Here is a 434-nt window from a genome sequence, read left to right on the forward strand (position 1 = left end):
GGTAATAACTCTTTACTTATTGATCGTGCTTCTAACAGTCACCTTTTCAAACAAGGCTTTTTTGATGAAAATGTTTTAGCCTTGAAAATAGATGGAAAAGAAGAATATGCGTTTTTAGTCAATGAAAATAAATTTGACGGTGAATTAAATACTGCAGAAAGTATTTTCAAATTCATTGAAGAAAAATACCTGCAGCAACTTAATCAAACTTCAGCCAGAAATGCAACAAGTTTTGATCCTTCGCAGCTTAAATCTCCTTGCACCAAGGTTCTAAAAAATTTAAATGATGGCCGGGTAATGACCATATATTCAACTTCAACCAGAACCGGAGAATATAACATTGGAGATAAAGCATCAATAGATGGTTCTGTTCCGGAAGATGGAAATTATCATTTCGGCTGGACTGGTTGTGTGACTATCGAAAAAGGGGTGGT

Annotated in this window: 1 protein-coding gene; it reads left to right on the plus strand. The window is 35.0% G+C overall.

All coding sequences use genetic code 11. The annotated features are described in order from the left end of the window. On the plus strand, nt 1-434 hold a 434-nt coding region (locus tag HC176_RS16685), incomplete at both ends, for a hypothetical protein (protein ID WP_167920135.1).

This window comes from Tamlana crocina, assembly GCF_012037625.1.